The 23,237-nt window shown below is 67.6% G+C and carries 25 protein-coding genes; 15 read left to right on the top strand and 10 right to left on the bottom strand.

Translation table 11 applies throughout. The features are described 5' to 3' along the window. Positions 1–30 precede the first annotated feature (30 nt). Positions 31–999, bottom strand: coding sequence for a Bug family tripartite tricarboxylate transporter substrate binding protein (locus ACO07I_RS07770; RefSeq protein WP_422015968.1), 969 nt, complete (start codon positions 997–999; stop codon positions 31–33). A 56-nt stretch (positions 1,000–1,055) separates the two neighbouring features. Further along, positions 1,056–1,925, bottom strand: a complete 870-nt coding sequence (locus tag ACO07I_RS07765) for an MBL fold metallo-hydrolase (RefSeq protein WP_422015966.1) — start codon at positions 1,923–1,925, stop codon at positions 1,056–1,058. A 61-nt stretch (positions 1,926–1,986) separates the two neighbouring features. Between ACO07I_RS07765 and ACO07I_RS07760 the strand changes: the two genes are divergently transcribed. Genes ACO07I_RS07760 through ACO07I_RS07750 form a run of 3 tightly spaced genes read left to right on the top strand, consistent with a single transcriptional unit; the run spans position 1,987 to position 3,647 of the window. Further along, on the top strand, positions 1,987–2,304 hold the full coding sequence (locus ACO07I_RS07760; protein WP_422015964.1) for an ArsR/SmtB family transcription factor: 318 nt from the start codon (positions 1,987–1,989) through the stop codon (positions 2,302–2,304). Between the two features lie 24 nt (positions 2,305–2,328). Beyond that, positions 2,329–2,856 carry a rhodanese family protein gene (locus ACO07I_RS07755; RefSeq protein WP_422015962.1) on the top strand — a complete coding sequence of 176 codons (528 nt, stop codon included), beginning with the start codon at positions 2,329–2,331 and terminating at the stop codon, positions 2,854–2,856. Beyond that, positions 2,856–3,647 (top strand): sulfite exporter TauE/SafE family protein, encoded by a 792-nt coding sequence (locus tag ACO07I_RS07750; RefSeq protein WP_422015960.1) that lies wholly within the window; start codon positions 2,856–2,858, stop codon positions 3,645–3,647. Before ACO07I_RS07755 ends, ACO07I_RS07750 begins: the two co-directional genes overlap by 1 nt. Here ACO07I_RS07750 and ACO07I_RS07745 read toward each other — a convergent pair whose 3' ends face one another. Then, a complete protein-coding gene (locus ACO07I_RS07745) occupies positions 3,648–5,933 on the bottom strand; it encodes a xanthine dehydrogenase family protein molybdopterin-binding subunit (protein ID WP_422015958.1) in 2,286 nt (761 codons plus the stop codon). A 127-nt stretch (positions 5,934–6,060) separates the two neighbouring features. On the opposite strand from ACO07I_RS07745, the gene ACO07I_RS07740 reads away from it, so the two are divergent. After that, positions 6,061–8,154, top strand: coding sequence for a hypothetical protein (locus ACO07I_RS07740; RefSeq protein WP_422015956.1), 2,094 nt, complete (start codon positions 6,061–6,063; stop codon positions 8,152–8,154). A 91-nt stretch (positions 8,155–8,245) separates the two neighbouring features. Here the strand turns inward: ACO07I_RS07740 and ACO07I_RS07735 are convergent, their stop codons facing one another. After that, positions 8,246–9,289, bottom strand: coding sequence for a threonine aldolase family protein (locus ACO07I_RS07735; protein ID WP_422015954.1), 1,044 nt, complete (start codon positions 9,287–9,289; stop codon positions 8,246–8,248). A 54-nt stretch (positions 9,290–9,343) separates the two neighbouring features. On the opposite strand from ACO07I_RS07735, the gene ACO07I_RS07730 reads away from it, so the two are divergent. Together ACO07I_RS07730 and ACO07I_RS07725 are read left to right on the top strand one after the other, a co-directional pair. Then, positions 9,344–10,174 (top strand): enoyl-CoA hydratase/isomerase family protein, encoded by an 831-nt coding sequence (locus ACO07I_RS07730; RefSeq protein WP_422015952.1) that lies wholly within the window; start codon positions 9,344–9,346, stop codon positions 10,172–10,174. A 36-nt stretch (positions 10,175–10,210) separates the two neighbouring features. After that, entirely contained in the window at positions 10,211–10,576 is a 366-nt protein-coding gene (locus tag ACO07I_RS07725; RefSeq protein ID WP_422015950.1) for a hypothetical protein, read from the top strand. 3 nt (positions 10,577–10,579) lie between these two features. Here the strand turns inward: ACO07I_RS07725 and ACO07I_RS07720 are convergent, their stop codons facing one another. Continuing rightward, positions 10,580–11,587 (bottom strand): NADPH:quinone oxidoreductase family protein, encoded by a 1,008-nt coding sequence (locus tag ACO07I_RS07720; protein ID WP_422015948.1) that lies wholly within the window; start codon positions 11,585–11,587, stop codon positions 10,580–10,582. A gap of 118 nt (positions 11,588–11,705) precedes the next feature. On the opposite strand from ACO07I_RS07720, the gene ACO07I_RS07715 reads away from it, so the two are divergent. Both ACO07I_RS07715 and ACO07I_RS07710 read left to right on the top strand, forming a co-directional pair. Further along, positions 11,706–12,287, top strand: coding sequence for a TetR family transcriptional regulator C-terminal domain-containing protein (locus ACO07I_RS07715; RefSeq protein ID WP_422015946.1), 582 nt, complete (start codon positions 11,706–11,708; stop codon positions 12,285–12,287). Positions 12,288–12,367: 80 nt separating this feature from the next. Next, the gene (locus ACO07I_RS07710) at positions 12,368–13,075 is read left to right on the top strand and encodes an SDR family oxidoreductase (protein ID WP_422015944.1); all 708 of its coding nucleotides are present in this window, start codon (positions 12,368–12,370) and stop codon (positions 13,073–13,075) included. On the opposite strand, the gene ACO07I_RS07705 is transcribed toward ACO07I_RS07710, so the two are convergent. After that, positions 13,051–13,908 carry an enoyl-CoA hydratase-related protein gene (locus tag ACO07I_RS07705; RefSeq protein ID WP_422015942.1) on the bottom strand — a complete coding sequence of 286 codons (858 nt, stop codon included), beginning with the start codon at positions 13,906–13,908 and terminating at the stop codon, positions 13,051–13,053. The two genes, ACO07I_RS07710 and ACO07I_RS07705, sit on opposite strands and share 25 nt — an antisense overlap. Before the next feature lie 117 nt (positions 13,909–14,025). On the opposite strand from ACO07I_RS07705, the gene ACO07I_RS07700 reads away from it, so the two are divergent. Beyond that, positions 14,026–14,817: an enoyl-CoA hydratase gene (locus tag ACO07I_RS07700; protein WP_422015940.1), complete on the top strand. Its 792-nt coding sequence runs from the start codon at positions 14,026–14,028 to the stop codon at positions 14,815–14,817. Between the two features lie 3 nt (positions 14,818–14,820). Here ACO07I_RS07700 and ACO07I_RS07695 read toward each other — a convergent pair whose 3' ends face one another. Then, entirely contained in the window at positions 14,821–15,759 is a 939-nt protein-coding gene (locus ACO07I_RS07695; protein WP_422015938.1) for a branched-chain amino acid ABC transporter permease, read from the bottom strand. A gap of 43 nt (positions 15,760–15,802) precedes the next feature. On the opposite strand from ACO07I_RS07695, the gene ACO07I_RS07690 reads away from it, so the two are divergent. Then, positions 15,803–16,552 carry a VOC family protein gene (locus tag ACO07I_RS07690; RefSeq protein WP_422015936.1) on the top strand — a complete coding sequence of 250 codons (750 nt, stop codon included), beginning with the start codon at positions 15,803–15,805 and terminating at the stop codon, positions 16,550–16,552. Between the two features lie 31 nt (positions 16,553–16,583). After that, positions 16,584–16,976: a hypothetical protein gene (locus ACO07I_RS07685; protein WP_422015934.1), complete on the top strand. Its 393-nt coding sequence runs from the start codon at positions 16,584–16,586 to the stop codon at positions 16,974–16,976. A 182-nt stretch (positions 16,977–17,158) separates the two neighbouring features. On the opposite strand, the gene ACO07I_RS07680 is transcribed toward ACO07I_RS07685, so the two are convergent. From ACO07I_RS07680 to ACO07I_RS07670, 3 genes are all read right to left on the bottom strand, one after another. Beyond that, complete coding sequence (locus ACO07I_RS07680; protein ID WP_422015932.1) at positions 17,159–18,133, bottom strand: NAD(P)H-dependent flavin oxidoreductase; 975 nt, start codon at positions 18,131–18,133, stop codon at positions 17,159–17,161. Positions 18,134–18,233: 100 nt separating this feature from the next. Beyond that, positions 18,234–19,061: an alpha/beta hydrolase gene (locus ACO07I_RS07675; RefSeq protein WP_422015930.1), complete on the bottom strand. Its 828-nt coding sequence runs from the start codon at positions 19,059–19,061 to the stop codon at positions 18,234–18,236. Continuing rightward, positions 19,058–20,179, bottom strand: coding sequence for an NAD(P)/FAD-dependent oxidoreductase (locus ACO07I_RS07670; protein WP_422015928.1), 1,122 nt, complete (start codon positions 20,177–20,179; stop codon positions 19,058–19,060). The genes ACO07I_RS07675 and ACO07I_RS07670 overlap by 4 nt, the downstream gene beginning before the upstream one ends. Before the next feature lie 54 nt (positions 20,180–20,233). On the opposite strand from ACO07I_RS07670, the gene ACO07I_RS07665 reads away from it, so the two are divergent. The 4 genes from ACO07I_RS07665 to ACO07I_RS07650 are packed head-to-tail and all read left to right on the top strand — an operon-like array spanning position 20,234 to position 23,231. After that, a complete protein-coding gene (locus ACO07I_RS07665; protein ID WP_422015926.1) occupies positions 20,234–20,995 on the top strand; it encodes an SDR family oxidoreductase in 762 nt (253 codons plus the stop codon). Further along, positions 20,992–21,366, top strand: a complete 375-nt coding sequence (locus ACO07I_RS07660) for a dihydroneopterin aldolase (RefSeq protein WP_422015924.1) — start codon at positions 20,992–20,994, stop codon at positions 21,364–21,366. The genes ACO07I_RS07665 and ACO07I_RS07660 overlap by 4 nt, the downstream gene beginning before the upstream one ends. 12 nt (positions 21,367–21,378) lie before the next feature. Then, positions 21,379–22,299: a DMT family transporter gene (locus ACO07I_RS07655; RefSeq protein WP_422015922.1), complete on the top strand. Its 921-nt coding sequence runs from the start codon at positions 21,379–21,381 to the stop codon at positions 22,297–22,299. After that, positions 22,296–23,231: a DMT family transporter gene (locus ACO07I_RS07650; protein WP_422015920.1), complete on the top strand. Its 936-nt coding sequence runs from the start codon at positions 22,296–22,298 to the stop codon at positions 23,229–23,231. Before ACO07I_RS07655 ends, ACO07I_RS07650 begins: the two co-directional genes overlap by 4 nt. Positions 23,232–23,237 lie beyond the last annotated feature (6 nt).

The following is a 23,237-nucleotide window of genomic DNA, read 5'->3' as shown; positions in this document are numbered from 1 at the left end:
GCGTCCTTGATGTGGATCAGGCGCGATCGCTCATTCCGGCACGACGCCGGCACGCTTCACGGCGTCGCCCCAGGCGGCGCAGCCGGTCTGCATGATCTCCGTCATTTCCGCCGGCGTCGTGCCGGTGGCGATCAGGCCCATGTCGAGGAGCTTCTCCTTACCCTCGGGCGTCTGCACCAGCTTGCGGATTTCGGCGCTCACCCGTTCGACGATCTCCTTGGGCGTGCCGGCCGGCGCCATGACGCCGTTCCAACCCGTCAGGTTGATCTTGTAGCCGGCCTCCTCGAAGGTCGGCACGTCGGGCAGGCGCGGCCAGCGCTGGGCGGAGGTGACGGCCAGCGGCGTCAGCTTGCCGCCCGCGATCGCGCCGCCGCTGGCGGCGAGGTCCTGGATGGTCATCGGAATGTGGCCGGCCACCGTGTCCTGCACCGCCGGTCCGGCGCCCTTGTAGGGCACGTGCGTCATGTCGAGCTTCTCGGCCTGGTTCAGCATCTCGCCCCAGATGTGCGAGGAGGAGCCGTTGCCGAACGAGGCGAAGTTCACCTTGCCCTTGCGCTCATTGGCCCAGGCAACGAAGTCCTTCACCGATTTGACGCCCAGCGAGGGCGGCACGACCATCGCGAGCGGCGCCAGCCCGTGCTGGGTCACCGGCATGAAGTCCTTGAAGCCGTCATAGGGGATCTTCTTGTAGACGTAGGGATTGATGCACATCATCGACGAGTTGACGTAGACGAACGTGTAGCCGTCGCCCGGCAGATTCTTGACGATCTCCATGCCGACCATGCCGTTGGCGCCCGGCTTGTTGTCGACGATCACCTGCTGGCCCAGCACGCCGGACAGCTTCTCTGCGAAGTAGCGAGACACGACATCGGTCTGGCCGCCCGGCGGATAGGGCGCGACCAGCCTGATGGTTTTGTTGGGCCAGGCCGCCTGGGCAAAGGCCGACGAGGCAAACAGCATCAGCGCGCCCGCGAGGGCGGCAGCAGTTTTCTTGGACATGCGTTTCTTCTCCCTTGGGCCTGGAGCCTAGCGGGGGCGAAACGTCCTGCCAATCGTCACGCCGCGACGAGCGTCACCGGGATCTTGAGGTAGCTCTGGCCATTGTCATCCGGCGGCGGTAGGCGACCCGCCCGGATGTTCACCTGCACCGAGGGCAGGAGCAGCACGGGGGCGGCAAGCGTGGCGTCGCGCTTTGTGCGCATCGCGACGAAATCGGCCTCGGGCACGCCGTCATGAACATGGACGTTGCGAGCGCGCTCGTCCGCGACCGTGGTCTCCCAGGCATACTGGTCGCGGCCGGGCGCCTTGTAGTCGTGGCACATGAACAGGCGCGTCTCGGGCGGCAGCGAGAGCAATCGTCGGATCGAGCGATAGAGCGTGGGCGCGTCACCGCCGGGGAAGTCGGCGCGCGCCGTGCCGTAGTCGGGCATGAAGATCGTGTCGCCCACGAACACGGCATCGCCGATCCGGTAGGCGACGTCGGCCGGCGTGTGGCCGGGCAGGTGCAGCACCTCGATGCGCAGGTTGCCCAGCGTCAGGACCTCGCCGTCCTTGACCAGCCGGTCGAACTCGCGCCCATCCTCGCTCACGTCGGCCGCGTTGAAGACCTTCCTGAAAATCCTCTGCACGTCGCGAATGTGCTCGCCGATGACGACCTTGGCGCCCGTGCGGGCCTTCAATAGCGGCGCGGCGGTCAGATGATCGGCATGGGCATGCGTCTCCAGGATCCAATCGATCGCGGCCTGTCGTTCCGCCGCCTTCGCGAGGACGCGTTCCGCGGATCTGGGCGAGGCCTTCCCGGACTTGTGGTCGTAGTCGAGCACCGGGTCGACGATCGCGGCGCGGTGTGTCTCGGGATCGGTCACCAGATAGGTCACCGTGTAGGTCGCCTCGTCGAAGAAGGCGTCGATGATGGGCTGGGTCATGAATTCCTCCGTTTCCTGATTGACAGATATATTAGCAATCACTAAATTAGCAAGATCTAAAATGAAGACGAAACAGAACATCGATCCCAAGGCGCTTCAGGCGAAAGCCGGCGAAGTGGCCGGCATCCTCTCGGCGCTCGCGAACGACCGCCGCCTGCTCATCCTCTGCAAGCTCGTGGAGGTGGGTGAGGCGACCGTCGGCACGCTGGCGGCCGAAGTCGGCCTGTCGCAGTCGGCGCTGTCCCAGCATCTCGCCCGCATGCGGGAGGAGGGGATCGTCGCCTTCCGGCGCGAGGCGCAGACCGTCTGGTACCGGATCGGCGATGCGCGGATCGAGACGCTGCTGTCGACGCTTCATCGACTCTATTGCGCGGACTGAACGGCCGCGCGGAAAGGATCCATCATGTCTCTGCCAGTCATCGATGCCGCCAAGGCGCGGCAGCTCATTGCCGAAGGCGCCGTCCTGGTCGACGTGCGCGAGGCCGACGAAAGGGCGCGCGAGTACATCCCGGGTACACAGCATGCGCCGCTCTCCACGCTGCGGAGCGTGCAAGCGCCCGGCGCGAAGGCGGTCATCTTCCATTGCCGCTCCGGCGCCCGCACCGGCGCCAATGCCGCGCGCCTCGGCGAGGCGGCGGGATGCGAGGCCTACCTGCTCGAGGGCGGGCTCGAGGCCTGGAAGCGTGCCGGCCTGCCGATTTCGGCCGACAGGAGTCAGCCGATCGAGATCATGCGCCAGGTCCAGATCGTGGCCGGCAGCCTGGTCGTGCTGGGCGTCGTCCTCGGCCTTTGGATCGCGCCGCCGTTCCTCGCCGTCTCGGCGTTTGTCGGCGCCGGGCTGGTTTTCGCCGGCAGCACGGGCTGGTGCGGCATGGCCAAGCTGCTGGCGCTGATGCCGTGGAACCGGGCGGCGCGGAAGGCGCTGGCCTGATGTTCGCCCCGGTCGCGGCGCTCGCCTCGGGCGGTGTGGTCGGCCTCGTCCTCGGACTCATCGGGGGCGGCGGCTCCATCCTCGCCGTCCCGCTGCTTCTCTACGCCGTCGGCATGCCGTCGGCACATGTCGCGATCGGCACCGCCGCCTTCGCCGTGGCCGTCAATGCCGCGGCGGGGCTGGCGATGCATGCGCGCAAGGCCCCGATCCGCTGGCCCTGTGCCATTGTGTTCAGCCTCGCGGGCGTCGGCGGCGCCTTCGCGGGTGCCGCGCTCGGCAAGGCCATGGACGGGCAGAAGCTCGTCGCGCTGTTCGGAATCCTGATGATCGTCGTCGGCCTGATGATGCTGCGCCCCAAGGACAAGGGCGGCAGCCAGTCGGCCTGGCTGACGCGGGAGAACGCGCGGCAGCTCTTGCCGCGTCTCATCGTGCTGGGGGCGGGCGTCGGTCTCCTGTCGGGCTTCTTCGGCATCGGCGGCGGTTTCCTGATTGTGCCGGGCCTGATTCTCGCCGCCGACATGAAGCTGGAAGAGGCGACCAGCGCCTCGCTCGTTGCGGTGACCGCCTTCGGCATCACGGCGGCCGGCAGCTATGCCTGGTCCGGCCTGGTCGACTGGCACGTGGCCGCCCTGCTGATCGCGGGCGGCGTCGCCGGTGCGTTGGCCGGCACCAAGGCCAATGCCGCGCTGGCCCAGCGCAAGGGCGTGCTCACGCGGATCTTCGCCCTGTTCGTGATCGCGGCCGGCCTCTATGTCGGCGGCCGCGGCCTCTTCGACCTGCTGCAGGCCTGATCAGCCCTTCTGCAGGGCCGCCCAGACCTTGGCGGCAGTCAGCGGCATGTCGATGTGACGGACGCCCAGCGGCCGCAACGCATCGAGAACTGCGTTGGCCAGCGCCGCCGGCGCGCCGTTGGTCGGCAGCTCGCCGACGCCCTTGAAGCCCAGCATGTTGTTGGGCGAGAGCGTCACGATCGTCTCGATCCCGAACGAGGGCACGTCGTCGGCGCGTGGCAAGGCATAGTCCATCAGGGTGCCGGTGAGCAGCTGGCCGCTCTCCTCGTCGTAAAGGGCTTCTTCCATCATCGCGTTGCCGAGACCGTGCACGATGCCGCCATGCATCTGGCCGGCAAGCAGGCGCGGATTCACGACCTGGCCGCAGTCGGCAACGGCCAGGAACCGGTCGATGCGCGTCTCGCCGGTCTCGGGATCGACCTCGACCTCGCAGACCATGACGCCGGTGGGAAAGGAATCGATCCTGTCGGCAAACACGGCATCGCCGTCGAACGGCTTCCAGGCCGCGAGCTCGAACAGGCCGACCCGCCGGTCTGTGCCCACCACCTCGAAGGTGCCGTCGCGATAGGCGATGTCCGCGGGCGATGTCTCGAGTCGTTCGGCGGCGAGGTCGCGACCGCGCTCGATCAACACGTCGGCCGCGCGCTTGAGCGTCGTGCCGCTGATGATGGTGGAAGAGGAGCCGCCTGTGCCGCCGCCATGCGGGATGCTGCGCGTGTCGCCCTGCTTGATCTCGATACGCTCGACCGGGACGCCGAGCGCGGCCGCCAGGATCTGCGCGAACACGGTCTCGTGGCCCTGGCCCTGGCTCTGCGTGCCGACCCGTGCGACCAGCCGGCCGGCCTCGGCATTCACCACGACATGCTCGTCGGCAATACCGCCGGTGCCATGAAGGTGGCAGGACAGGCCAAGGCCGCGCCGCTTGCCCGCGGCTTGGCTTGCAGCGCGCCGGGCGTCGAAGCCCGCTTCGTCGGCCGCCGAAAGCGCCGTCTCGAACAGCCGTGTGCAATCGGCGGCATCGTAGGTGTAGCCACTCGCGGCCGCGTATGGCATCTCGTCGGCACGCAGCAGGTTGATCCACCTGAGTTCAACCGGCGTGCGGCCGGTCTCGTGCGCGGCGAGATCGACCAGACGCTCCAGCAGGAACAGCGCCTCGGGCTTGCCGGCACCCCGGATGGCGTCGACCGGCACCGTATTGCTGAAGACGCAGTCGAAGTCGATGCGGATCGCGGGAATGCGGTAAAGGCCGGAGATGACCTTGGCGAGGCCCGTCGTCGGGATGGTCGGGGCGAACATCGAGACGTAGGCGCCGTAATTGGCTTCCGCCTTCACGCGCAGGCCGATGAAGCGACCCTCGGCGTCGAGCGCGAGATCAGCCGTGGCGACGAGGTCGCGGGCGTGGCTGTCGGCCAGCGCGAGCTCGCTGCGCTCGCAGGTCCAGCGCAGACCGCGCCCGAGCTTGCGCGTCGCCCAGGCGATCAAGGTCGATTCGGCGTAGATCGGATACTTCGGCCCGAAGCCGCCGCCGACATCCTCGGTGATCAGGCGCAGCTTTTCCTTCGGGACGTGGAGCACACGCTCGCACATCAGCCGGTGCGGGATCTGCACGCCCTGCGAGGAGAAGGTGACGGTGACGAGATCGTCGCCGGCGTCGTAGCGCGACCAGGCGGCCCGCGTCTCCATGTAGTGCACGATCTGGCGCGGCGAGCGGATCGAGAGCGTGGTGACATGCGCCGCACGCGCAAACGCCGCCTCGGTCGCCGCACCGTCGCCCTTGCCCCAGCGGCACATCAGGTTGCCGGGCACGTCGTCGTGTACGAGCGGCGCATCGGGCGCCAGCGCCTGCGCCGCCGTCACGACCGCGGGCAGTTCCTCATAGTCGATCTGGAGCAGCTCGGCGGCATCGCGCGCCTGGTCGACCGTGCCGGCCACGATCATCGCCACGATATCGCCGACATGCCGCACCTTGCCGACCGGCATCGGCAGATGCGCCGGCTCGCGATGGCGATTCCCGGCCTCGTCCTTGATCTCGCTGATGGCCGGCAGGTGACCGACCTTGTCGGCCACGAGATCCTGCGCCGTATAGATCGCCTGAACGCCGGGCACGGCGAGCGCGGTCGCGGTGTCGATGCCCAGAATTCGCGCATGCGCATGCGGCGAGCGCACGAACAGCACGGCGAGCGCATCGGCCGGCGCGGTATTGTCTGCATAGCGCCCGCGGCCGGTCAGGAACCGCTGATCCTCGCGACGGGCGATCGAATGACCGAGCTGGAGGGGGACGTTCATTGGGCCCCGCCGATGCCGGATGGGGTGGGACGCCGAATTGGCCAGTCTGTTGTAATCTTTGCCACCAAATGCACTCAGTCGTTCGTTAGCGATCACCATACACCGGTTCCGGCGACCAGCATCGACGATGAAAATTCGGGTTTGGATCAAGTCCGCCTTGGCTGCGGCCTTGGCAGTGCACTGCTTCGCTTCTGTCGGCCAGGCGCAATCGCCGGTCGACCGGACGACGCTCGCGCGCGCGGTCGAGCTGGTCGACGCTCAGCTCGACAAGGCGCAGCGCGAGACCAATGCCGACCTGAAGCGGCGGATGCAGGTCGAGGCCTATCTGGCTCTGCTCTCCCTGCCGTCGACCCATCGCCAGTACGAGGCCGCCGACCGGCTGAGGGCGATCGACGAGGCGCTGGCAGAGAAGACCCCGTCGAGCGATCGCGAAGTCATCGAGGTCGGCCTAGCTGCGGCCAGGACGCTTGCGGAGGAGCGCGACGACCTGCAGCGCATCTTCCTGCTCGACCGGCAGTATTCCGGCCTGTCGTCCGGGGAAAGCGTCAACAAGCAGTATTTCCTGCAGCTCATGCGCGCCAACGACGCCGAGGCCATGAGCTGGTTCTTCCAGTCGATGCAGCCGGGTGTCGGCGAGGTCGCGGGAATCGTCAATCGCAGCGTGGCCATCGACTGGATGTGCCAGCGCGGCCACCGGTCGCTGGCCCGGCAGGTGGCAACGCGCCTGACCGCGCCCGAGCTCGACGCCGCCATGGGGTTGAGGCTGGCCGATCTCGGGGCCTCGGCCGAGGCCGAGCAGCGCGCGGCGGGCAGCATGACCCAGACCACGCGGCGGGCGCCTGCAGGGCCTGAGATCCTGGCGCGGCTGGCCGTCATGGCCAGCCGGCGCGGGGACAGCGCGGAGGTCGAGCGCCTCGTGCGAAAGGTCGTCGAGGCCGTCGAGCCGCGGCAGCTTTCGCCCGACCGCCGCGTGTCGGTCGACTATGGCGACTGCGACTGGACGCTCGATGGCGGCTTCGCGCGGCGATGGCAGGCGCGCAGCGTCTACTGGCAGTCGGCCTTCAAGCTGACGGCCCAACCCGGCGGCACGCCCCTGGGTCAGCCCTATCTCGTGGCCCTCGCGGACTCGGTGGCCGGGGCGACGGCGGGACCGGCTTCGGTCGAACTGATCGAACAGCTGATCGCCATCTTCGACAAGAGCGCGCGCGAAAACGGCATCGATCTCACCAATGCCGCGATACTGGCGGCCGATGCGCAGACCGACCTCGCGCGTCGCAACAATGCGCCGGCGCTCGCCTGGTACGGGGCCCGGCAGTCGCTGATCCTCGCGCGTATGGCGGCGGGCGCACCGATTGAGGACGCGGCGGCCAAGGCGCTGGGCGTGGACTGGGCCGTGTCCTTTCTGGCGATCTATCCCCGCTCACCGTTGGCGCGCAGACTGGCCGGGCTGGCCGGGGCCGACCGCGAGACGCTGGATCGCATCAATCCCAAACTTCGGGCGCAACTCCAGTTGATCGCCCTGGTGCTCGAAGGCAATGCCGTCGATGCGCGGGCGCTCATGGAAGCGGAGCCGGCCGCGGTCGACCTCGATGCCGGCCCCATCCTCCACATCATCGAGGCGCAGCAGAATGCCGGCCTCGCGGAGCGCGCCGCGGCGGCGCTCGATGCCTATCTGCACGTCTTTCCCGGCAAGGACCTTCCGGCGCTGAGGCTCCTGCTGCTTCAAGGGCGGGTCGACAAGGCGAAGGCGATGCTGCGCGACTTTGTGGCGGGCAGCGCCGGCGCCTTCGGCGTTTCCGACATCTTCGTGGGCGTCATGCTGCTGCGCGAGCTGGGCGATCGGAGCGATGTCGCAACGCTCGTGGGCTTGCGTCCCGGCGCTGATACCCAGGAAGCCAGCCGCCGCCTGGTCGAGGTGGCCGATGCGCTCGCCTGGGACGGCGCCGCGGGCGAGATCGAAGCCGCGACGCGTCCGCTTCCGCGCGAGCTGGCCCAGCTCCCCGCCAAGGACGCCGCCTGTCTGCGCGACACGCTGCAGGGCTTGCAGGCCGTCGCCCTGGCGCGGCGCGGCGAGCTGGAAGCGGGACTTCGCCTGATCGAAGGTCGCAGCCTCGACCAGCGCCAGTTCTGCTGGGTCGGCAAGGGCTACGACAGCAAGCCGATCTTCGATATCCGCTTCCTGGTTCAGGAGTGGACCCGCCGCGGCCACGCGGTGCCTTAGGTCCTGGAGATGCTCACGGGAGCGCGCCACTTCAGTGGCGCAATCATGAGCGCCACTGGAGTGGCGCGCTCCAATCAGAAGTTCTTCTCTTTTACGCCGCCAGCGCGTCGCTGATCACCTTGAGAGCACTGTCGATGTCGGACTTGTTGACGTCGAGATGGGTGACGGCGCGGATGCGGTTGCCGGCGGCGGTGCCCATGCCCACGCCGCGCTCCTTGCAGGCCTCGACCAGCCGGGCCGGCGTCCAGCCGGGCTTGGTGACCTCGAAGAAGACGAGGTTCGTTTCCATCCGCGGCACGTCGATCTTCAGGCCCTTGATGTTGGCGATGCCCTCCGAGAGATGGCGGGCATTGTCGTGGTCTTCTGCGAGGCGGTCCCAGTTGTGTTCGAGGGCATAGAGGGCGGCGGCGGCGATGATGCCGGACTGGCGCATCGAGCCGCCCAGCATCTGCTTCTGGCGCCACGCCTCGTGGATGAATTCCTTCGACCCTGCGAGACTCGCGCCGACCGGCGCGCCCAGGCCCTTGGTGTAGTCGAGCCACAGCGAGTCGACGCAGGCGGCATAGTCGCTGGCCTTGGTGCCCGACTTCACGACCGCGTTGCAGAGGCGGGCGCCGTCCATGTGCAGGCTGAGGCCGGCCTCGCGCGCGACCTTGGTCACGCCCTGCATGGTGGCGAGCGGCCACACGGTGCCGCAGCCGCCGTTCGAGGTGTTCTCGATCGACACGAGACGTGAGCGCGGCGCATTGCGGCTGTTGGGATCGCGAATGGCTTCCTTGACCTGCTCGCCGGTGAAGACGCCTTGGGGGCCGTCGAGCATGCGGATCATGACGCCGGCATTGGCGGCGGTGCCGCCCGATTCAGCATTGATGATATGCGCCGTGCGGTCGGCGATCACCTCGTCGCCCAGCCGGCAATGGACGCGGATCGCGATCTGGTTGCCCATGGTGCCGCTCGGCAGGAACACCGCGTCTTCCTTGCCCAGCAGCTCGCACACCTTGTCGCGCAGGCGGTTGACGGTGGGGTCTTCCATCTTCTGCTCGTCGCCGACCTCGGCGTCGGCCATCGCCTTCCGCATGCCGGGGGAGGGCTTGGTCTTGGTGTCGCTGTAAAGGTCGATGAAACGGTTTTGCATGGCGTGTCCTGATCTCCTGCGCCACCATAACGGCAATCGCCAGGAGGAGGAAACATGAGCCAGTTTGCGGCCGCACCCACAGGTTCCGTCATGCCGGAAGAGCTGCTCTACGCCGTCGATGGCGCGATCGCTGCGATCACGCTCAATGCGCCGCAGCGCATGAACACGATTTCCGGCCCGATGCTGAAGCAACTCACCGATGCGCTGGTGAAGGCCAACGAGGACCGCGCCGTGCGCGTGGTGATCCTGACGGGGACGGGCCGCGCCTTCTGCGCCGGACTGAACCTCGAAGCGCAGAGCAAGGGCACTGACAATCTGAGCGTCGGCTCGGGCGCCACGCCGACCAACATCGACCTGCGCAACACGCCGCCGCCCGTCCTGCACGCGATGGACAAGCCGGTGATATGCGCCCTCAACGGGTCTGCGGCCGGCTACGGGCTCGACCTGGCGCTCGGCGCCGACATCAGGGTGATGGCGCAGTCGGCCAAGCTCGCCGCCTCCTACGCCAAGCGTGGCGTCCTGCCGGAGTCCGGCGGCACCTGGTACCTGCCGCGCATGCTGGGTTGGGCCAAGGCTTCAGAGTTGATCTTCACTGGCCGGACCCTGACCGCCGCGCAATCGCTGGAGATCGGCCTGGTGAACAAGGTCGTGCCGGACGCCGACGTCATGGGCGCCGCCCGCGACCTGGCGCTGGAGATCGCCGCGAACGCGCCGCTCGCCATCCAGGCGGCCAAGCGCATGATGCGCATGGCGTGGAACGAGCCGTTCAACGAGCATGTCCATCACGTCTTCCTGCAGCTCCTGCCGCTGATGCAGACGGAAGACATGAAGGAGGGTATCAGGGCCTTCCTCGAGAAGCGTGAACCGGCCTTCACCGGCAGGTGACGGCCTCAGCCTTGCAGAATTGTCGTGGAGAGATCGATGTTCAGGACTCTTGGCGCAGTGACGACGGTCCTGACGCTTGCCGCCGGCGCGGCGTACGCGGAGCCGGTGCTCTACACGTGGACCGGCATGGGCAAGAACGTGCTGGGGACCACGAAATGCAATACCTACCAGATGACGATCGATGTCTCGGTCGAGGGCGACGTTGTGAAGGGACGGTTTCAGCAGTCCGGCCGGCCGGAGCGGACCTTCGAGACGACGCTCGGCAGGAACGGCGCCATCAAGACCGCGGCCGTGGTCGGCGGCGGCGGCATGATGGACGTCGTTGGCCAGATCAAGGACGGCGATTCGAAGATCAAGCTCGATGGCTACTGCGTCTTCGAAGGCAAGCTGACGAAGAAGTAGTCGTCAGTCCATCACGATGGCCACGCGGCCGGTGACGCTGCGCTCCAGGAGTGCACGCATCGCCTGCGGGGCGTCGGGCAGGGCGAAGGTGCGGTCGACATGCGGGTGGCACAGACCCTGCTCGCACCAGCCGCGAATGCGCTCCGCCAGGGCGAAGGTGCGCGATGCTTCCTCGAAGCGCGCATCGTGCGGGCTCCAGCCGACATAGTAGCCGTAGTTGAAGCCCATCACGGCGAGGGTCTTCACGAGGAGGATGTTGGCTGGAATCTGGGGAATCGTGCCGCTGGCGAAGCCGATGGGGCAGATGCGCCCGCCCACGGCCATGCACCGAAGGGATTGGGTGAAGACGTCGCCGCCGACCGGATCGTAGACCCGGTCGACGCCACGGCCGCCGGTGAGCTTCAGAACTTCCTCACGGAAATCCGTCGCGCTGTAGTCGATCACGTGATCGGCGCCGTGCGCCTTGGCGAATTCCGTCTTGCGCGGGCCGCCCGCGGTGGCGATCACCGTCGCGCCCAGGATCTTGCCGATCTCGACCGCCGCCATGCCGACGCCGCCGGCGGCCGCATGGACCAGCAGGGTATGTCCCGGCTGCACGTCGAGCCCTTCGGCCCAGGTCAGGGCGCCGGCCGAGGTCGGGTAGGAGATGGCGAGCTGGATCGCCTCGACGAAGCCCACGGTGCTGGGCTTCGGAAAGACGTTGACCTCTTGCGCCACGACTTCCTTGGCGAGCCCGCCCCAGTCGAGCACGGCCACGACCTCGTCGCCCACCTTGACCCGGGTGCAGGCGGGGTCGACCTCCGTGACGATGCCGGACGCCTCGGTGCCGGGCGCGAAGGGGAAGGGCGGCCGCCGCTGGTACTTGCCCGCGATCACCAGCGTCGTGGCGAAGCTGACACCGGCCGCGCGGATGCGGATTCGCACCTGGCCGGACTTCAGCGGCGCCGACTCGACTTCTTCCAGTCGCAAATCCTCGGGCCCGCCCCACTGACGGCAGATCATCGCGCGCATGTTTCTCCCCGGCTCCATTCGACCGGCGCGACCATACGATCTGCGGTCGTCTATCGCAAAACGGTGCGTGCGGGCCTGAGCTCTTGAAATGGCAAGGCGACCGGTCATATCGAAAGCCATGGCACAGAAGACCAACGTCCGGGACCGGCTGCTGACTTCGGCGCTCGAGGCCCTGCACAAGAACGGTTTCAACGCCACCGGCGTGCAGGACATCACCGATGCCGCCAAGGTCCCCAAGGGATCGTTCTACAATCACTTCGAGAGCAAAGACGCGATCGGCGTCGAGGTGGTCGAGCGCTACGTCGCCAAGGGCGTGGAGCGGCGGCAGGCTTTGGTCGCGGGACCGGGCGCGCCCATGGCCCGGCTCAAGGCCTATTTCAGATCCCTCAACCAGCTCGGACCGGCGAGCGGCTTCAGCCGGGGGTGCCTGCTCGGCAACTTCAGCGCCGAGCTTTCGAGCCAGAGTCCCGGAATCAGGGGAGCCGTGGCGGGCGCGATGAGCGACTGGACAAAGGACATTGCGCAGGTCGTGGCCGAGGCCCAGCAGGCAGGCGATGTCAGCCGGGATATCCCGGCCGCCACGCTCGCGGCCTTCCTGCTGAACGCCTGGGAAGGCGCGGTCCTCAGGTCCCGGGTGGACAAGAGCGCGGCCCCGCTCGACGCCTTCATGTCGGTCGCCTTCAACAAAATTCTGGCCTGACGCAGGAAAACTCTCTCGAAGAAGCGTCGCGCTGTTCTTATCTCAAGACGACCGGTCATCTTGACCATTGGAGACGTAGCGTGAAAATCAAGGACTCAGTTGCCCTCGTGACCGGCGCCAATCGCGGCCTCGGGCTCGCCTTCACCCAGGCCCTTCTGGCCGGCGGCGCCCGCAAGGTCTATGCGGCGGCCCGCGACCCGGCATCGGTCAAGCAGGCGGGTGTGGTGCCGCTGCGCCTCGATGTGACGAATGCGGGAGAGGTTGAGGCCGCCGCCGCCGAGCTGGGCGATGTCACCCTCGTGATCAACAATGCCGGCATCATCCGCGGTTCGGGCTTTCTCGGCGAGACGGGTGTCGAGGCGGTGCGCGCGGAGCTCGAAACCAACTTCTTCGGACCGGTCAATGTCAGCCGCGCCTTCGCGCCCATCCTCGCGCGAAACGGCGGCGGCGCGATCGTGAACGTGTTGTCGGCACTGAGCTGGGTCGCGTTCCCGTCCTCGTCGACTTACTCGGCCTCCAAGGCGGCGGCCTGGTCGTTCAGCAACGGCCTGCGCAACGAACTGCGCAGCCAGGGCACGCAGGTCCTCGCCCTGCATGTCGGCTACATGGACACCGACATGGTGCGCGAGGTCGCGGCGCCGAAGTCGAAGCCCGAGGATGTGGCGCGGCAGACACTCGAGGCTCTGGAGGCCGGCAAGTCCGAGATCCTGGCCGACGAAGTCAGCCGCCGCATCAAGCAGAACCTGTCGGCCGAGCCCGGCGTCTACCTGGTGCCGCCGGTGGGCTGAGGCCAGGGGCCGAAGGGCGGCATGTCCTTCGAGGGTTTCAGGGGAAAGTCGGGCGCCCGCTTCTCGAAGAACGACTTGATGCCTTCCTGTGCATCGGCGCCGGCCGCGAGATGGCCGACGCATTGCAGGTCGAGCGTCACGGCATCGAGCGGATCCTGCGCGCCCCACATGCTCCACATCAGCCGACGGTTGACCGCCGCGGCCACGGCGGAGGAGGTCGAGGCGGCGAACTTCGCGGCCAGCGCCTGCGCCGCCGGCAGCAATTCCTCCGGCGCATGGACGGAGCGGACGAGACCGCCCTTCAGGGCCTCGTCCGCGCCGAACAGTTCGGCGGTCATGACCCATTCCTGCGCCTGCTGCATGCCGACCAGTCGGGGCAGGAACCAGCAGCTCCCGGCCTCCATCGCCATGCCGCGCTTGTTGAAGACGAAGCCGATGCGGGCGTTGCTCGACATCATGCGGATGTCCATCGGCAGGCACATGGTGATGCCGACCCCGACGGCGGCACCGTTGATCGCCGCCACGATGGGCTTCAGGCAATTGAAGATCGCCAGCGTGATCGAATCGCTAGCCTCGCGCTTCTGCGGTTTGTTGCCGTCGTTCCAGACCTGGAAGGCGGCGGTGCCGCCCGAAATGTCGGCTCCGGCGCAGAAGGCTCGGCCCGCCCCGGTGACGACGATGGCGCGCACCTCGTCCATCCCGTTCACGCGCTGGAAGAAGTCGATCAGCTCGCGGCTCATCGTGGTCGAGAAGGCGTTGAGCTTGTCGGGCCGGTTGAGCGTCACGGTCATCACGCCGCCCTCCAGCTGCGTCAGCAAGGTCTCGTAGGTCATGGCCAGAAATCCCTCCCGGTTCGGTTCCGCCCAGCAAGACGGAATGTCGTTGCGCGACTCATTGGTTTGGGAAACATTCGCCGCAACACCTGCCAACCGCAATCCCGGAGGAAGTCTATGTCCCACCTGATCAAGACCGTCGAAGACGGCGTCATGAAGATCGTGCTCAACCGTCCCGAGGCCATGAACGCGCTGAGCCGCGACATGATGCAGGCGCTTTCCGACTCGCTCGAGGAAGCGGCGGGCAATCGCGCCATCGGCTGTGTCGTGGTGCGCGGCGCCGGCGACAAGGCCTTCTGTGCCGGCGGCGACGTGAAGTCGATGGCGGCGGGCCGCGACCAGGACAAGACCTACGAGGACAAGGTCCACGACATCCGCGAGCGCATGAAGGTCTCCGAGCTGCTGCACGAGATGGGCAAGCCGACGATCGCCATGGTGAACGGCGTCGCCGCCGGCGCCGGCCTGTCGCTGGCCCTCGCTGCCGACATGCGCTTCGCGGGCAAGAGCGCGCGCATGACGACCGCCTTCGCCAAGGTCGGCTTCTCGGGCGATTTCGGCTCGCACTATTTCCTGCACAAGCTTGTCGGCACGTCGAAGGCGCGCGAGCTCTACTTCACGGCCGAGATCCTGAGCGCCGAGCAGATCGAGAAGCTCGGGCTGGCGACCCGCATCGTCGACGATGCCAATCTCGATGCCGAGACGATGGCCTTCGCCAAGAAGCTGGCCGCTGGCCCGCGCGTCGCCTGGTGGCACGCCAAGAAGAACATGAAGGTGGCGGAAGAGGGCACCCTCTCCGAGGCGCTCGACAGCGAAGCCGCGCGCATGATCCGCACCGGCGAGACGGAAGATCACAAGGAAGCGGCCCGCGCCTTCGTCGAGAAGCGCGCCCCGAACTTCAAGGGCCTCTAGACTTCAAGGGCGTCTGAGTTTCAGCCGGACGGCGAGGCGGGCCAGCGCGCCCGCCACGCCGTCGGGCATGGCGACCATGGCGGCGATCAGCAGTACGCCGTAGAGCAGGGCCGAGTAGCCCTTGCCCAGCCCCGCCGTCACGTCGGGGAAGAACTGCAGGAAGAGCCCGCCCAGGACCGCGCCGCCGGCCGAGTGCATGCCGCCGATCACCAGGCCGAACAGCATCTGGACCGACAGCGCGAAATTGTAGCTGCCCGGTCCCACGAATCCAAACTGCCAGGCCGAGAGGCAGCCGGCGACGGCGAGATAGGCTCCGGCGATTCCGCAGGCGGCGGCGCGCGCCTGAGGCACCCGGATGCCCTGGGCGGTCGCCGCGAAATCGTGATCGCGCGCCGCCTGCAGTGCCCGGCCGGCGCGGCTGTGGATCAGATTGTGCGCCAGCCAGATGCCGGCGCCCAGGATCGTGAGCGCCATCAGGAAGGCCCAGCGATCGTTGCTGAGCAGCTCGGTCGGTGGCGTCGGGAAGTCGAGATAGAGGCCTTGCACGCCGCCGGTCCACTGCTCGATCGGTCGCCATCGCAGTAACTGCGGAAAGGCGATGACGACGGCGTAGGTGACGAGCGCCTGCGTCCAGAGCGTGTGGGAACCGGCGACCCGGCCGATGCCATAGCCCGCGGCGAAGCCCAGCAGCGGGGCGAGGGCGAGGCCGGCATAGGGCGAGAGCGGCGTGTGGGCCGCCAGCATCGCCGCACCATAGCCGCCGATGCCGAACAGCGCCGCCTGGGCCAGCGAGAATTGCCCGCTCACGCCACACAGGATCACCAGGCCCAGCAGCGCGATCGACCAGATCGCCGCCTGGGTGAAGCGGAAGACGACAAAGTCCGGGAAGCAGAACGAGAGGGCGGCCGCCGCCACGAAGCCCATGGTCCATACGGTCCGCATGGCGTTACGATAGACCACACAACGAAGGAATGGGAGCGAAGCGATGAGACTGAGGCAATGCGTCTTCGTCTGCAAAGACCTGGAGAGCTCCACCGAGGAGCTGTGCGACATTCTCGGCATCGAGGTCGCCTATCGCGATCCCGGCGTCGCCAAGTGGGGCCTGGCCAACGTCGTCTGCCCGACCGGCAACGATTTCCTCGAGATCGTGTCGCCGTTCAAGGACGGCACATCGGCCGGCCGTTACATCGAGCGCCGCAACGGCGATGGCGGGTACATGGTGATCCTGCAGGTGCCCGATGCGGTGGCCGAGCGCCAGCGCGTCACCGCGCTCGGCGTGCGTGCCGTGGCCGAGAAGGACCTGCCCGAGTACCAGTACACCCACTTCCATCCTTCGGACACGAACGGCGTGCTGCTGTCGCTCGACACGACGTTTGCGCCTCCGGGCGTCGATCCCGCTTTGTGGTGGCCGCCCGCGGAGAAGGACTGGACGAAGCACGCGCGCTCGGACGTCACCAACGGCCTGGCGGGCGTGGAAATCCAGCATGACGATCCCGACGGCGCCGCCGCCGCCTGGTCGCGCATCCTCGACCGTCCGGCCGTCGACAACATCATCCGGCTCGACGGTTCGCAGATCCGCTTCGTGCCGATCGTCGACGGACGCGGGCCCGGCGTCTCGGCCTACGACGTGACGGTCGTCGACCGCGACCGCGTGCTGGCCGCCGCCGAGAAGCGCGGCCGCCGGCACGGCGTCGGTCAGGTCGAGGTCTGCGGCTGCCGCATCAATCTGGTGTAACAGCGCGCTCTCAGATACAGGCAACAGGATCGTGCTGCGCATCCGTCCCTTCGTCATGGGCCATCTGGTCGCCGCCCTGCTCGTCGGGGCGGGAGCGGGCGCTTTCCTGGCGGCCGAGGCCATGCTGATCGGGGGCGTCGGCATGCTGGCCGGCGCGATCGTGAGTTCGCTGGTGTGCCAGTGGAAACCAGGGGTCGAGGCGCCGGCCTCGCAGCTCTGGCCGGTCGCCGTCCTCGCCAACCCGGTCTTTCTCGCAGCGCTCGTCTTCATGGCCCTCGACTGGGAGTGCGTCGTGGGCGTCCAGCGCGGCTGGGGCTGCCTTGTTGCGGTGATGGCGATCATCGCCGCGAGCCTGTGTTTCCTGCCGCCGCTCGGCGGCCTGCTGTGGCGAACCTGGAAGCGCTATCGCGCGCGCCCGCGTTAGAGCCTTCGTCTCAGGTTACCCACACCACCTCATCCTGAGGAGCCGCGCGTAGCGCGGCGTCTCGAAGGATGGGCAACGGGCGGTGTACGTGTAGCCCATCCTTCGAGACGGCTGCTGCACAGCCTCCTCAGGATGAGGTCATTGGGAAGTTCGACGCAGATTCGATCTCTGCTCGAAATGACCTAAGCCGCGAGCGACTTGGCGAGGCGGCCGCGGATCATCTCCTCGGCTTCGCGGACGATGCGCTCGACCAGCTCCTTGCAGGACGGGATGTCGTTGATCAGGCCCATGCATGTGCCGGCCGACCAGATGCCGTGTTCCATGTCGCCGGTTTCGTAGACGACCTTGCCCTTGGCGCCGGCGACGATCGGGCCGATCTCCTGGATGGTCTTGCCCTCGCCTTCCATCTCGATCGTCTTCTTGGCGACGCTGTTGCCGTAGACGCGGCTGGTGTTGCGCATGGTGCGCAGGATCAGCGACGTGCTGCGCTCGTCGGAGGAGACGATCTTCTCCTTCACGTTCTGGTGGATCGGCGCTTCCTTGGTGGCCATGAAGCGGGTGCCCATATTGACGCCCTCGCAGCCCAGCGCCAGCGCCGCCACGAGGCCGCGCGCATCGGCGAAGCCGCCCGAGGCGATCATCGGGATCTTGATGACGTTGGCGGCGGCCGGGAGCAGCACGAGGTTCGGCACATCGTCCTCGCCCGGGTGGCCGGCGCATTCGAAGCCGTCCATCGAGATCGCATCGACGCCGGCCTTCTCGGCCGAGAGGCCGTGGCGGACCGCGGTGCACTTGTGGATCACCTTGACGCCGGCTTCCTTGAGCTTGGGCAGAAAGGGCTTGGGATTGTTGCCGGCGGTCTCGACGATCTTGACGCCCGAATCGATGATGGCGTCGATGTATTCGCCATAGGGGCGCGGCACGAGGGTCGGCAGGATGGTGAGGTTCACGCCGAACGGCTGGTCCGTCATCTCGCGGCAGCGCTTGATCTCCTTGCGCAGATCCTCAGGCGTCGGCTGGGTGAGGCCGGTGAGGATGCCCAGCGCGCCCGCATTGGACACGGCCGAGGCGAGTTCGGCGCGGCCGACCCACTGCATGCCGCCCTGTACGATCGGGTGCTTGATGCCGAACATCTCGGTGAAGCGTGTCTTGATCATCTTGCCGTTCCCCCTTGGGTGATTTCCCAAGCATTAGCGAACCGGAACGGCCGGGGCCAGTCCACGGATCGCACCGTGGACATGCCGTCCGCGATGCGGATCAGGTGCGATCGATGAAGGAGATCGTGTCGTCCAGGGAGGGCGCGCGCTTGCGTAGCAGTTCCGAGAAGGAGCCGACGATGTCGATATGGTCGACCTCGGGATAGAGCTTCAGTTCGGCCTTGCCGCCGGCCTTCCGCCAGGCTGCCGCCAGCCGTTCGCTGTTGAAGGGCTTCACCGTCGTGTCGGCGCTGCCGTGCAGCAGCAGGATCGGCGGCAGCGGCGCACGGGCGTATTCGATCGGCTGCGTCTCGCGCCGATCGCCGCCGAAAATCTCCCTCAGCCGTCGCGATGTCAGGGGCAGGAAATCGTACGGGCCGGCGATGCCGATTCCGCCGGGAAGCTTCATGCGGTCGACACCGGTGGCGGCGAGATAGGGCGTGTTGGCGACCATCATGATGGCGATGTAGGCGCCCGCAGAATGACCGGTGACGAACAATTTTTCTGTGCCGACTTTCCGTGCCGCCCAGGCCGTCGCGGCTGCGCCATCGTCGAGGAAGTCGGGATAGCGAACCTCAGGATAGACGCGGTAGTCGGGAATGATGGTGGTGATGCCGCGCGCGGCCAGCGCCTGGCCGACAAAGAGATAGTCGCCCTTGGCGCCGGAATCCCAGGAGCCGCCATAGAAGAAGATCACCGCCTTGCCGTCGCCACGCGGCTGCTCCGGCGAGTAGACGTCGAGCTTCTGGCGGGGAAGACTGCCGTAGGGAATGTCGGCGTCGAGCGTATAGCCCGAGCGCGCGACGGTCGTGTTCAGGAGCGCCGCGGGAGAGCAGCCACCGAGCAGGCCGAGAACGCTGGCAAGGAGGCCTCGGCGCGCCAAATTCATGCAGGACCGGCGAGGTCGCGCACCTGCTCGGCCAGCGCCAGCGAGGCGGTGAGGCCGGGCGATTCGATGCCGAACAGATTGATGAGGCCCGGCACGCCATGGTCGGCGGGGCCCGTGATGGTGAAATCCTGCGCCGGCGCGCCCTGCGGCACGATCTTCGGGCGGATGCCGGCGTAGCCCGGCTGCAGCGAGCCGTCCTTGATGCCGGGCCAGTACTTGCGCACGGCGGCGTAGAACTTGTCGGCGCGATGCGGATCGACCGTGTACTCGATGCCGTCGATCCACTCGACGTCGGGCCCGAACTTCGCCTGGCCGCCCATGTCGACGGTGATGTGCACGCCCAGCCCGCCCGGCACCGGAACGGGGTAGATGAGGCGGGAGAAGGGGGAGCGTCCGGTCAAGGTGAAGTAGTTTCCTTTGGCGTAGTACGCGGTCGGAACATGCCCGGATGGCATTCCGACGATTTTTCTTGCGAGCGTCGGCGCATGAAGCCCCGCCGAATTGATCAGCAGGCGGCAACGCAGGTTCATCGGCTCGGTTCCGCCGACTTCGATCTCGATGCCACCGTCAACGACGCGCCCCGACTTCACCGGACTGTTGAAGGCGAACATGGCCCCATGCGCCTCGGCATCGCCCTGCAGCGCCAGCATGTAGGAATGGCTGTCCACGATCCCGGTGCTGGGCGAGAACAGGGCGGCCGTGCATTGCAGGTTCGGCTCCATCGCCATCGCCTCGGCGGCGCTTAGGAAGCGCATGCCCTCGACGCCGTTGGCTTCCGCACGTCCCTTGATCTCGGCGAGCTTCTCGCTCTCGGCCGCGTTGGTCGCCACGATCAGCTTGCCGCAATTGAGATGCGGCACGCCGTGGTCCTTGCAATAGGCATAGAGCATGCGCCGGCCGGCGACGCAGGCCCGCGCCATCAGGCTGCCCTTGGGGTAGTAGATGCCGGCGTGGATGACCTCCGAGTTGCGTGAGCTGGTTTCGGTGCCGATGGCGTCGGCCGCCTCCACGACGATGACCTCACGGCCGGCAAGGGCCAGGGCACGGGCGACGGCAAGGCCGACAACACCTGCGCCAATGACAACGCAGTCGACGGTTTCGAACGGGGACGAATTCATGGTCGCATGCTAGAACCGCCGCCTCTTTCAGTCACCAAGGGCGGGTGTCGCATCATGAAAGGCGCGTTGGTCACGGGGGCGGGATTGCGAATCGGCCGTGCCCTGGCGCTCGCGCTGGCGGCCGACGGATTCTTCGTCTTCGTGCACTACAAGGAATCGGCAGCCGGGGCGAAGGAGACCGTTGCGACCATCCGCGAGGCCGGCGGCAAGGCGGTCGCCGTGCGCGCCGATCTGGCCTCGGCGCGGCAGGCCGAGGGGCTGGTGGGCAAGTGCCAGGCGCGCGGCGTGCGGCTCACCTGCCTGGTCAACAGCGCCTCGCTGTTCAAGCTCGACCGGGCGCCGACCGCGACCGCCGCCGACTTCGACCAGCACATGGCCATCAACCTGCGGGCGCCGCTGCTGCTTGCCCAGGCGCTGGCGCGGCAGCTGCCGGCGGACGAGACCGGGCTGGTCGTCAACGTGCTCGACCAGAAACTCTACAACCTCAATCCCGACTTTCTCACCTACACGCTCTCCAAGATCGGCCTGCAGGGGCTGACGACCTTGCTGGCGCAATCCTTCGCGCCGCGGCTGCGGGTGGCGGGCATCGCGCCCGGGCTGACCCTGCGCAGTGGCAGCCAGACGGATGCGCGCTTCGCCGAGCAGCACGCCGCCAACCCGCTCGGGGTCGGCGTCATGGTCGACGATCTCGTCCGTGCGCTGCGCTTCATCGTGGCGACGCCGAGCTACACCGGCGACACCATCATCGTCGACGGCGGCGAGCATCTGACCGGCCGGCCGCGCGACATCGCCTTCGACCTGAAGAAGAAGAAATGACCATGGTCACCTCCCAGCGCCGCATCTTCATCCGTGACATGCGGCTGCTGGTGTCGATCGGCATCTATGACTTCGAACTGGCCAAGCCGCAGGCCGTGGTGATCAACGTCGAGTTGCTCCTGGCGGACCCCGACCGCGCGCACGGCGACAGCATCACCAACGTGCTGAACTACGACCTGATTCACGACGGGATCGCCGAGCTCGCGGCGAGCCGTCACTTCAACCTCCAGGAGACGCTGGTCGAGGGCATTCTCGACCTGTGCCTGGCGCAGCCGCAGGTCGTCGAGGCGCGCGTCTCGACCGAGAAGCCCGACGTCTACAAGGACTGCCGCGTCGGTTACGAGGCGGTCCGCCGTCGCGCCACGGGCTGAGCGGCAGGCTCGATGTCTCCCTCCGTCGGTGCGCTGCGGCGCGCCAGCCTGGTCCTGCTGCTCGCCGCCATGATCTGGGGATCGATGATTCCCGTCCTGGCGGCACTGGCGGAGCATTACGACAACTGGCTCCTGTCCTGGTCACGCTACATCCTGGGTTTGCCGGTGCTGTGGCTGGCCGTGCTGCTGAGCGCCCGGCCGGCGGCGGCGCCGCGGCCGCTCGACTGGACGAGGCTGCTGAAGCTCGGGACGGCCATGACGGCCTTCTCGGTGCTCTACACGTTCGGCGTGGCCCATGCCCATCCGGCGACCTCGGCCATCGTGCTGATGTGCGGTCCGATCTGGGCGACCCTGCTCGCGCGGGCGATGCTCGGCTCCATCACGCCGTCGGGTTTCGGGCTCACCTTGGTGCTGGTCGTCGCCGGCGGCATCGTCGTGGTGCTGGGCACGCCGGGCCGTACGTCGGGCTCCTTCGGCCTCGAAGGCGGCGAGGGGCTGCTGGTGATCGCCCAGCTCTGCTGGAGCTGGTACTCGATCCGTGCCCAGCAATGGCTGGCCGACCGCGGCCAGATCGCCCTCTCGGCCCTGACCTCGACCGTGGCCAGCGTGTTGCTGGGCGTGGTCTGTGCCGTGGTCTGGGCGCTGGGCGGCATCGCCTGGCCGACCCGGCCGCCGACTCCGATCGAGTGGGGCATGGTTGCCTGGATCGGCATCCTGGGCGTCGCGGTGGCTGTCCTTCTCTGGAATACCGGCGTCTCTCTGGTCGGCGTACCCGTCGCTTCCCTGTTTGCGAACTCCGCGCCGGTCTTCGCGATCGGGTTGGCCGCCCTGATGGGGCGCGAGCCCAGCTGGCTGCAGGTCGCGGGCGGTGTCGTCGTCCTGGCGGGCATCGCCCAGCTGCAGATCCGCCAGACCCGCGCGGCGCGGCGATGACCGGGGGGCCGGCACCGGGACGCGGCCGGCACCATATGCTGGGTGCCTTCGCGGCGATGGTCTTCGTGGGGGTGAGCTGGGGCGCCAACGTTCCCGTCTCCAAGGTCATGCTCGAGCACTTCGACGTGGTGCCGATGCTGACCATCCGCACCCTGGCGGCCGTGGCGACGCTCGGCGTGCTGCTGGTGCTGGCAGAGGGCGTCCGCAACCTGCGGATCGAGATCGGCCTGAAGCGCTTCCTGCTGATCGGCCTGATGATGAGCGGCTTCTTCACGGTCTTCATCGCGGGCATCCGGTTCAGCAACCCGATCTCGGCGGCCGCCGTCCAGGTGGCGGGGCCGCTGGTCTCGGCGGCGACCGTGCGTCTCGTGACCGGCGCACGCTTCGATCCCGGCTTCGGGGTCGCCCTGGCCCTGACCCTGACCGGGGGCGCCATCCTGGCCGCGGGGAGCCTGTTCGGCCGCGGCGCCCTGACCCTGGGCGGCGGCGAGATCATCGTGCTGCTCTCGAACGCGATCTGGACCCTCTATAGCCTGAAGGCGCAGGCCTGGTTCGACCGGGCGAGCCAGCTGCACCGGGCCTATGTCGCGTCGCTGTCGGCTCTCGGCTGGATGTCGGTCCTCACCCTGGTGTTGATCGGTCTGGGCTGGGCGAACTCGCCCTTTGGGGTCACCGACGGCTGGGTGTGGAGCCAGCTCCTGCTGGTCGCCGTCTTCTCCAGCGGCGTGGGCGCCTATCTCTGGAATGTCGGCGCCAGCAGGCTGGGGGTTGCAATTGCGTCGCTCTGGGTCAATCTCGTGCCGTTTTTCGCCGTATTATGGTCAATGACCTATGGCTTCATTCCCAATGCCTACCAGATCGCCGGTGGGCTCGTCGCCTTGAGTGGCGTCGTCTACATGCAATGGCGAAGGCTCCAAACGATAAAGCGATAAGACAGG

Origin of the sequence: Reyranella sp., assembly GCF_965227665.1 — a bacterium.
In the GTDB taxonomy this organism is placed as follows: Bacteria; Pseudomonadota; Alphaproteobacteria; order Reyranellales; family Reyranellaceae; genus Reyranella.
This window is presented reverse-complemented; position numbering and strand designations above follow the sequence as displayed.